The organism is Fontibacillus panacisegetis (genome assembly GCF_900102215.1).
Taxonomy (GTDB): Bacteria; Bacillota; Bacilli; order Paenibacillales; family Paenibacillaceae; genus Fontibacillus; species Fontibacillus panacisegetis.
On sequence record NZ_FNBG01000015.1, the window covers coordinates 110702 to 119205 of the forward strand.

The 8504-nt window shown below is 39.9% G+C and carries 10 protein-coding genes; 8 read left to right on the forward strand and 2 right to left on the reverse strand.

Features of this window, described 5'->3' with window-relative positions:
• The first annotated feature begins 5 nt into the window (after positions 1-5).
• The 4 genes from BLS49_RS13945 (at position 6) to BLS49_RS13960 (ending at position 3925) form a co-directional block, all read left to right on the forward strand.
• Positions 6-1031 carry an ATP-grasp domain-containing protein gene (locus BLS49_RS13945; RefSeq protein ID WP_091231462.1) on the forward strand — a complete coding sequence of 342 codons (1026 nt, stop codon included), beginning with the start codon at positions 6-8 and terminating at the stop codon, positions 1029-1031.
• A 231-nt stretch (positions 1032-1262) separates the two neighbouring features.
• Positions 1263-1931 (forward strand): hypothetical protein, encoded by a 669-nt coding sequence (locus tag BLS49_RS13950; RefSeq protein ID WP_091231467.1) that lies wholly within the window; start codon positions 1263-1265, stop codon positions 1929-1931.
• 17 nt (positions 1932-1948) lie between these two features.
• Positions 1949-3037, forward strand: coding sequence for a toxic anion resistance protein (locus tag BLS49_RS13955; protein ID WP_091231471.1), 1089 nt, complete (start codon positions 1949-1951; stop codon positions 3035-3037).
• A 330-nt stretch (positions 3038-3367) separates the two neighbouring features.
• Positions 3368-3925, forward strand: coding sequence for a hypothetical protein (locus tag BLS49_RS13960; RefSeq protein WP_091231474.1), 558 nt, complete (start codon positions 3368-3370; stop codon positions 3923-3925).
• 503 nt (positions 3926-4428) lie between these two features.
• On the opposite strand, the gene BLS49_RS13965 is transcribed toward BLS49_RS13960, so the two are convergent.
• Positions 4429-5169 carry a GTP cyclohydrolase II gene (locus BLS49_RS13965; protein WP_091231477.1) on the reverse strand — a complete coding sequence of 247 codons (741 nt, stop codon included), beginning with the start codon at positions 5167-5169 and terminating at the stop codon, positions 4429-4431.
• Positions 5170-5197: 28 nt separating this feature from the next.
• The gene (locus tag BLS49_RS13970; protein WP_091231480.1) at positions 5198-6286 is read right to left on the reverse strand and encodes an LLM class flavin-dependent oxidoreductase; all 1089 of its coding nucleotides are present in this window, start codon (positions 6284-6286) and stop codon (positions 5198-5200) included.
• Between the two features lie 582 nt (positions 6287-6868).
• On the opposite strand from BLS49_RS13970, the gene BLS49_RS25795 reads away from it, so the two are divergent.
• From BLS49_RS25795 to BLS49_RS13990, 4 genes are all read left to right on the forward strand, one after another.
• Positions 6869-7045, forward strand: a complete 177-nt coding sequence (locus BLS49_RS25795) for a class I SAM-dependent methyltransferase (protein WP_091231499.1) — start codon at positions 6869-6871, stop codon at positions 7043-7045.
• Positions 7046-7054: 9 nt separating this feature from the next.
• On the forward strand, positions 7055-7534 hold the full coding sequence (locus BLS49_RS13980; RefSeq protein WP_091231483.1) for a class I SAM-dependent methyltransferase: 480 nt from the start codon (positions 7055-7057) through the stop codon (positions 7532-7534).
• 100 nt (positions 7535-7634) lie between these two features.
• Entirely contained in the window at positions 7635-8111 is a 477-nt protein-coding gene (locus BLS49_RS13985; protein ID WP_091231485.1) for a hypothetical protein, read from the forward strand.
• Between the two features lie 157 nt (positions 8112-8268).
• On the forward strand, positions 8269-8504 hold a 236-nt coding region (locus BLS49_RS13990), incomplete at its 3' end, for a DUF3450 domain-containing protein (protein ID WP_139173139.1).

The window sequence follows — 8504 nt, forward strand, 5'->3', positions numbered from 1 at the left end:
GTCCCATGACATTACGTATTTGGTTTAACCGAACCTTCGCAACAGCAATTCATTATGTTGAAATGATTCGCAATAATCCTGACGATCTGAAGGTGGAAATTTACGCTACCCATCCGAAGCGACACTCCTTGATGCTTCAAGCAGCTGATTATTCAGAGCTCGAGCCAACTCTACCAATGGATGAATATGTGAAATATTGCTTAGACTTCTGCAGAAAGCACCAAATTGATGTGTTTTTTCCCCACTATGGACTGACGGACATTGCCCCGTATATTGAAGACTTCAATCAGATCAGAACCAAAGTAATGCTCTCCGGGGATCCAGAACTATTAAAGATCGTCTCTGATAAGGGTGAACTATTCAATAAGTTAGCAGACATTGAAGGACTTCACATTCCGGAGCATTATGTGGTTACTACGCTTGATGAATTTGAAAGAGCGTACACAAACCTTCTTACAAAGGGATTAGATGTTTGTGTAAAACCGGTAACAGCTGAAGGTGGAGCGGGTTTTCGAATTATTGATAATGCCCCCCCAACCATTCAATCCCTGTACGAGTCAGTGAAGCCACGTATTTGCATTGGTGATATTCTTCGATTGCTTGAGGAGCACAAAGGGCCAGTTGCACCACTTATGATCATGGAACATTTAAAAGGATCAGAGTATAGTGTGGATTGTTTAGGAACGAAGCAGCAGTTGCTTGCCGCTGTTCCACGTAAAAAGGTCGAAGGGAGAATTAGGGCGCTCGAAGATAACAATGACCTAATTCGACTATCCACTGCGATTCACCGAAGGCTTCCTTTGCAATACAATTTCAATATTCAATTCATATACCAGGGCGACACGCCAAAGTTGCTTGAAATAAATCCGAGAATGTCCGGTGGAATGTATACTTCTTGCCTGAGTGGGGTCAATTTTCCCTACCTGGCGTTGAAACTCCTACTTGGAAGGGATGTCCCGATTCAAGAATACCAGCTTAATATCATGGCTACGCATTACGAAAAAGAAATCATACTTAAACACCATCTATGATTCACTTCCCGATCCTTATTGGATCGGTTTCTTTGCATTCCCTTAATTGACAGGAATCAACAATTCTTTTATCATCTAAAGCATCCCATCCTTCTGGTGTCCTAGCTGAGATATTCATATCTTTCTTTGATTGCTATTCCATCAACAGCACTATGAAAATGGAATTTCAAAGGAATACACGAACTTAACCGAGAACTTTACCAACAATCATAAGATGGAGGTGCAAATTCTTTGCAACTGAAATACAAATTAGCAATAAGTGCAACGGCAGCCGGATATATCATTAGTTTGATAACATCTTTGATCCTTCCTGTAGCATTGGTTCTATTGATTCCAACAGCGATCTCGATCATTGGGGTTCTCATATTAAGTAAGCAATCTATCGCATTGAAAGGTCCTACTACTCCGGCTCAGACAATCACAGAGCAGAAGCCGACCTATGAGCAGAATCGAGTCAGTGAGGGGCTAGGGATCGAAGAAACGGAACATGCTATCGCACAAGATCCGTTTTGGGGACCGATTCAGGACTACATAGACGTCCTTCAAGAGATGATCATTTCAGAGGGGCAGAAAGACGCACTAGATAATGAGATCGTCGAAAAAAGCTTAAGTCTTCTCACAAGAATTAAACATCTGATCCCTCAACTCAAGGAAATGAATGCTGGCAACATGAACCACAATATTCAGCGCCTAGTTTTTAAGGACTTGAATGGAGCGATCAACCCGTTCTTGAAACTCAGTGGGGAAGGTAAGCGAATTAACCGTCGCTTGCTGCTGAATGGTCTGAAAGATATCCATACAAAGCTTTCTTCGTATGTTGAGTCAATCGAGCAAAAAGATCTTATTGAACTTCAAACACGGGTAGAACTTATCCATCAAAGGTATGGATCTGCCGACTAATTAGAGGAGGAGTAACAATGTCTGCACAACTTGTTGAATTGAAACAAACGGATTTGATGAAAGTCGAAGAAGAGGCAAAGCTGCTGCTCAGTAAAGTATCAGCAACCGATACAATGGAATTGGAAACTCTCATGGATAGCATCGGTCGAATGGGATCAAAAACGATGGAGTCAGCAGGTCAGTCACTCACGATGCTTGAACGACCAGTAAATGAACTGATGTCCGGAAAACGTTCTGAGGTTCAAAACAATATCTTGAAGTTGCGTGGTGAGATCGATTCCCTGAGCAAAAGCAAACAACTTGGATTAATGGACAAGCTTCTGAAAAAAACACCGCTGAAAAATTACATATATAAGTATCAATCCGTTAAAACAAATGTGAATGCTATTGTTCAATCGCTTCGCAATGGTAAGGAAACGCTCGAGGAGAACATGGCCTACATGAAAACTCTCAAGAAAAGCTCCATCGAAAATGTATATCAGCTCCAAATGCGAATTGCCATGGGAGAGAAACTAAAGTCCTTGTTCGAAGAAGAAATAGCGAAGTCGGAAAATGAGGCTAGAAAATCACATTTGGAGCGGGGTCTACGTAAGGTAGTTACTCGAATTCAGTCCTTTCATGAAATGATTATCCTGTATCAGCAGGCTATCGCTGGTACCGATATTATTAACGATAATAATGACAAGCTCATTGATGCGGTTGATGCAACGATCGAGAAAACTCAAAATTTGTTGACGGTATCGGCTATGATTTCGATGGCCTTGGAGGACCAGGCGCAAACAATTGAAGCCGTCAACAATACAAATGCTACGCTAAGTAGTATGTTCGAGGAAAACTCGCGTTTGCTGAAAGAGACGACTCAGAAGACGAACGAGTTGATGAGTAAGCCGGGATTACAGATTGAATCCATTGAACGGGGTATCTCGGATCTTTTTGCTGCCATGGATTTATTCGAACAATCAAACCGCACCATTATTCAGACAGCGAGCGAGCAAAACAAACGTCTTGGCGCAATCAATCAGCAGATGGGTCAGCGTATTGGTTTGAATGCAGGCGCGAAAGCAAACCCCGAGTTGGAAAGTGCAGAGTTCGGACTTCTGGAATAGAAATTATTAATCTCATAATTCTTGATCAAATGTGGGGGGGGCCATTGGGGCATTGCCCCCTTTTATTCATCACATAACATTATATAAGTAGAGAACAGTGGGAATCATGAATAGCATATACCTTCACCAGAATGCATATAAAGTAGAAAAAGCCATGGGGTGGAAGCAATGCTAGGTTTCATTGTCTGCGCTGGACTCTTGATTACACTAATATTTTTGGCAGCATCCGAACGTTCAGAATCCATAACTGAATTGAATCATAATAGAGATGCTTAACGTCACCACTTCTGCTATGATAAGAATTAGTAGAAGTGGTGCGGGAGGAAAGATATGCAAGAGTTTCAGTATGAGCTTATGTCGAATATGTCGATTAAGATAAAGTACAACTATGGTGGGGAATTCTTTACCTTCAACATGTATCCGAAGGAGGGATATTGGATCATTCATCCTTTTGAAGGAATACTGCTCGGTAATCGACAGATGTGTGTTTTAGTTCTCAAAGAGCTGTTTCAAAACAAATCATTTCACGTCATGTTAGCAAAAGAACAGATTACGTTTAATAGTATTCGCTCCTCGATTGATTTGTCTGACTCCGAAGAAATGATATTTACAACCTGGGAACGGGACGCAAAAGCTTCCGAGGGAAATCCAGTTAAGGAGTTTATCCAATCACACACTCTTGATGACATTATTTGTTTGGAAAAGGAACGTCTTAACGAGCGAATTTCATTTTACAGACAGATTCTTCAGTTGATGTTTATGCAGGATTTAGGACCAGATGATCCGGAGTTCATAGCTGTTCAACGTATTATTCATGCCTTCGAAACGGCTGTTGATCACATCCAAGGATCCAGCGGACCTCACTTTCCTGATAGAAAAAGATTCTAACAACTAATTTACCGAGATCAGTGAAAATGAATGGTCATCTAGGTAAAAAACGACTTTCAGATAAAAGGGGGGGCTTTGATTGTGGGGGAATATGTAAAATTAGCTGGTTTCAACGAAGCCTCCGAAATCGAGTAAGAATTGATGATATCAATTTAGAAAAATTACAATATTTACTAAGCATCGCTTTCGAAGTAGAGCATACATTGAAAAAATTTTTACTCGATTTTATCATTAATTATGAAAACGAGCATTGATAAATCAACGTTTTTTATTAGTTAATATAAAAATGCAGTTTTTCCGAAGGAAACAGTTAAATTTCGTTGAAAGGATGCAAATGTGCAGCAATTTTTTGATACTGAGTCAGCTATTAGCGTGTTTGTGAGTAAAGCCTGCACATTTGCAGTAATTTCGTGTATATGTTTGAAATAAGAGGCCAAAGCCTGCACATTTGCAGGAATTTGCACTGATCTAGCAGTCCAGCCGATGCTTGTAGAGCAGGTATATTATTTAGTTTCCCCTATATGACCAGAACGCTGGATTTTGGTTTTTAAATAATTTTCATTGAACTCGGTTTTACCACCCCACATCGGCTCTCTTCCGGACAGAACTAGTCCGGCACTCTTTAGTGCTTCGATTTTTTTCGGGTTATTGGTCATGAGTGTAACTGGTTTGGTTCGCAGGGTCTCAAGCACTTTAATGGCATCTCCGTAGTTTCTGGAATCGTCCACAAATCCTAGGCCTATATTTGCTTCGACTGTGTCATAGCCGTTTTCTTGAAGGACATACGCCATTGCTTTACTGAAAAGCCCGATGCCACGACCTTCGTGGTTCGCCAAGTAGAACAGTGCTCCTGTGCCATGCTCTACAATGTTTTTCATGGACTTCTTCAACTGAAAGCCGCAGTCGCATTTTTTACTGCCGAAGATGTCACCAGTATGGCAAATGGAGTGCATACGAACTAACGCTTCATCCGCATTCTTGAAATCACCATATACGAGCACACTCGATTGCTGGTATTCTGCCAATCTGGCCGATGATAGTTGATCGATGATTTCTTCATAGTTTTCTGTGACTTTACAGCGGTTAAGCCAGCAATACCATTGGAAAATGACAGTTTCTCCGTCCAGTTCGACAGGTAGCTTGATGGGGCCGACGAGATAAATGGCGCCTTCATCTGCGTGGATTAATTGAATTTTATCCTTTAACACTTCAAGTACCTTCGGTTCAAGATTAGTAGTCGACATCAAATCATTCCTTTTTTTATCTATTTTATTATTTATTTTTCTGCAGTTGGCCTGCTGTTGCCCGACGTACGGCTGGAGCGACCTCTGTTGCCAATAACTCTATGCTTTTCGCAACCTTAGAGAAAGGGATGCCCCCAATATCGAGCTGCAGCATCATCCGTTGATGTCCAAACAATTCGTATTGATATAGCATTTTGTCGATGATTAATTGTGGATCACCTACGAATAACGCAGTTTCCGGACTGGTCATTTGCTCGAATTCTGCACGAGACAGGTTGGACGCTTTCGATCCAAGCTGCTGGTCTACATAGTTGCGGTAATTTGCATAATACGGATAGTATTCATCTTTTGCTTGCCCAGTAGTCGTTGAAATGTAACCATGTCCTGTAATCCCAACTTTTAGATCGGACAATTCGTATCCAGATGCGATACCTGTTGCGCGATAGGTCTCAACCAATGCTTTAAACCGGTTAGGCGCACCACCAAGAATGGCCAAAGCCATTCCCGTTCCCATTTTGCCAGCTCGTTCAGCACTTTGCTGTGAACCTCCTGAACCGATCCAAATCGGTATTTCCTGCTTGACTGGTCGTGGTGAAATTTCAGCTTCAATTAAAGGAGAACGGAATTGGCCCTGCCAGGTAAGTCTCTCCTTCTGATTTAGCTTCTGGAATAGATTAAAGTGTTCATTAAAAAGTGTATCATAATCGCTAATGTCATACCCGAATAGGGGAAAAGACTCCAAAAATGCGCCCCGACCGGCGATAATTTCAGCTCGTCCATTCGATAGCAAGTCTAGTGTAGCATATTCCTCAAATAGCCTTACAGGATCTGTGGTGCTTAGAACTGTAGTGGCACTAGTAAGTTTGATATTTTTGGTAGCTTGAGCAATCGCAGCCAAGACTACGGAGGTCGCAGATACCGCGTAATCTAAACGATGATGTTCACCAATTCCAAAAATGTCTAGTCCAGCCTCATCCGCCAGCTTAGCGGATTCAATAATCTCCTGCAGCCGTTGCCTACTGCTAATTGATTGCCCACTATGCGGATCAGGTACGATATCACCGAGTGTATAGATTCCGATTTCAATACCTGAGTTATTCTGTATATTTTCATTCATTCAGGTTCCTCCCCAAAGATGACTGTTATGCTCGAAACTCTTTATATTAGTAATAGCAATAATAGTCTTATATTTATAATATAATATAAAAGAAACGATTTAGGAAATGGGAACTTTAACGTTCCTTGATAATATTTAAACTCTATTTTTGGTTAGAGATATTGCAATAAACCTTTTTTGATATATATTTGAATTAAATGTAAGACGTGAGCAGTTATAGGAAATTCTCAAAAAACTATAAAAGAAACAATTAGTAATGAAACAAAAGTGGATAATAGAACTTCCTATAACACCGTATACATGCTGCGGGACCTAAGTCCCTTGTTTTGCCCGAGGCATTTCCGGGAAGAAGACTCAAGCACAATCCTGTGAGGCGTAAGTGGCGAGAGCCACCCGATCATGGCGAAACTTAAGCCTCTCGAGTTCATGAATACGGGGGCGTTAGATGATATTTCCGAGTAATATAGAAAGGACATAACATACATGAAAACAATAGAAGCATTTTCAAAATCAATAAATCAATATATGAACTATACTCAGATGCCATGAGGACGGTTATTTTATCTAACAGCCTGGCATCAAATCGACAAGTTCTTTATACAGCAACCACAATCGATTTTAGATATTGGTTGTGGTTTTGGGATAACTTCTAATGAGTTTGCACTAAGAGGAAATAGTGTAACTGGAATTGAACCTACAACAAATATGATCGAAATAGCAAGACAAAATGGACAACCAGTTCATTTTATAAGCGATTAATACGAGAACGTGGCTAATAATATTGGAAGTTACGACTGGATTTTTTGCCATAATATACTCGAGTATGTAGATGAGCCGAAGCAATTTATTCGTCTTATTAGTGATTGTCAGAATGAGAATGGGTTTCTTTCATTAATAGCACATAATCCTACAGCTAAAGTAATGAAAAAAGCTATCATTAATAAAGACCCTGGAAGTGCACTTGCCAGTATTGGAAACGAAAAGGAATATAGTGGGATTATTCAGACAGATATAACGACATATACATATAACCAACTATCATCATGGTTATGTGAGTCGGGTTATGATATAGTAGGACATTTTGGAATACATAACATTTACGGATACATCTCAGATAATGATATTAAACAGAATGAAGAATGGCATGCCGAAACAATTAAACTTGAATTTGAACTTGGGCATCAGAGCCCGTATAGAGATATTGCCATATTTACACACATAATAGCAAAGAAGATATCTTGTATATAACTCGTAGAAGAGCTATCTAAGGCCGGGTTGTTTCGTGAATACAAAAACGTTAGGTAGGTTTGCTTGAAATACCAGTAAACAAACTCTGGAGGTAGTTTAAGTGAGTAAATATCCAATAATTACGTATGATTTTCCTGAAGGAGAGAAGAGAAACCCTTTTGATGTAGATGCAGATGCTAAATACTTTATCTATGCCTCTGGCTTCTCTTATCTATTTAATGCCATAGACTTCGATAAGATCGCAAAAGTAATACCTATGGGATATAAAACCCTAATAATTTTGGAAAGATTAACTTTAATTGAAGATGGAGTAGCAGTTAAAGATTGGTTGAAACAAAACATAGACGAATCAACATTTTTGATATTCTCAGCTGCTTTACAAGAAATAGAGCTTTATGAAGGCAAAGAAATAGTTAAAATAAATACGATTTATAGGCCAGACAATATTTATAATTCATTTCAAGAAGCTATATGGGGAAATTACGAGGAATGTTTATGTTACGCAAAGGAATTCTCGTCAAAAAATTCAACAGATATATTAGTAACGAGAGTAGTACGCCATGAAAGTTGGCATTAAAAATTATGTTAGCAAGCGTTTCGTGAATACATAGCTAGAAATATAGTTACTACTTAGGTCTCCCAACCCGGGAGATTTTTTTTTGTTCCTCAACAAGAAGGAATTTAAGTGTAGTCATCGCGAAATAGTAGATAAAGCCAAATGAGGATGTGAAGAGATGGAATTCAGCAAGGAGCAAGTAAACCAAATTTGCAAAGGTGACCCCGAGATCGCCAGCTTCTTTCATGCCCTCCTCGAACATAACCGAACTCTAAAGCAGCAGAATCGTGCTCTCGTCAAACAAAATCAACAACTCCAAGCCGTCGTTGCCTCTCAAGCTGAACAAATCGTTAAACTCGAGAAACGCGTGCATGAACTGGAACGGCAATTGGGTCAAGACAGTAATAACAGCAG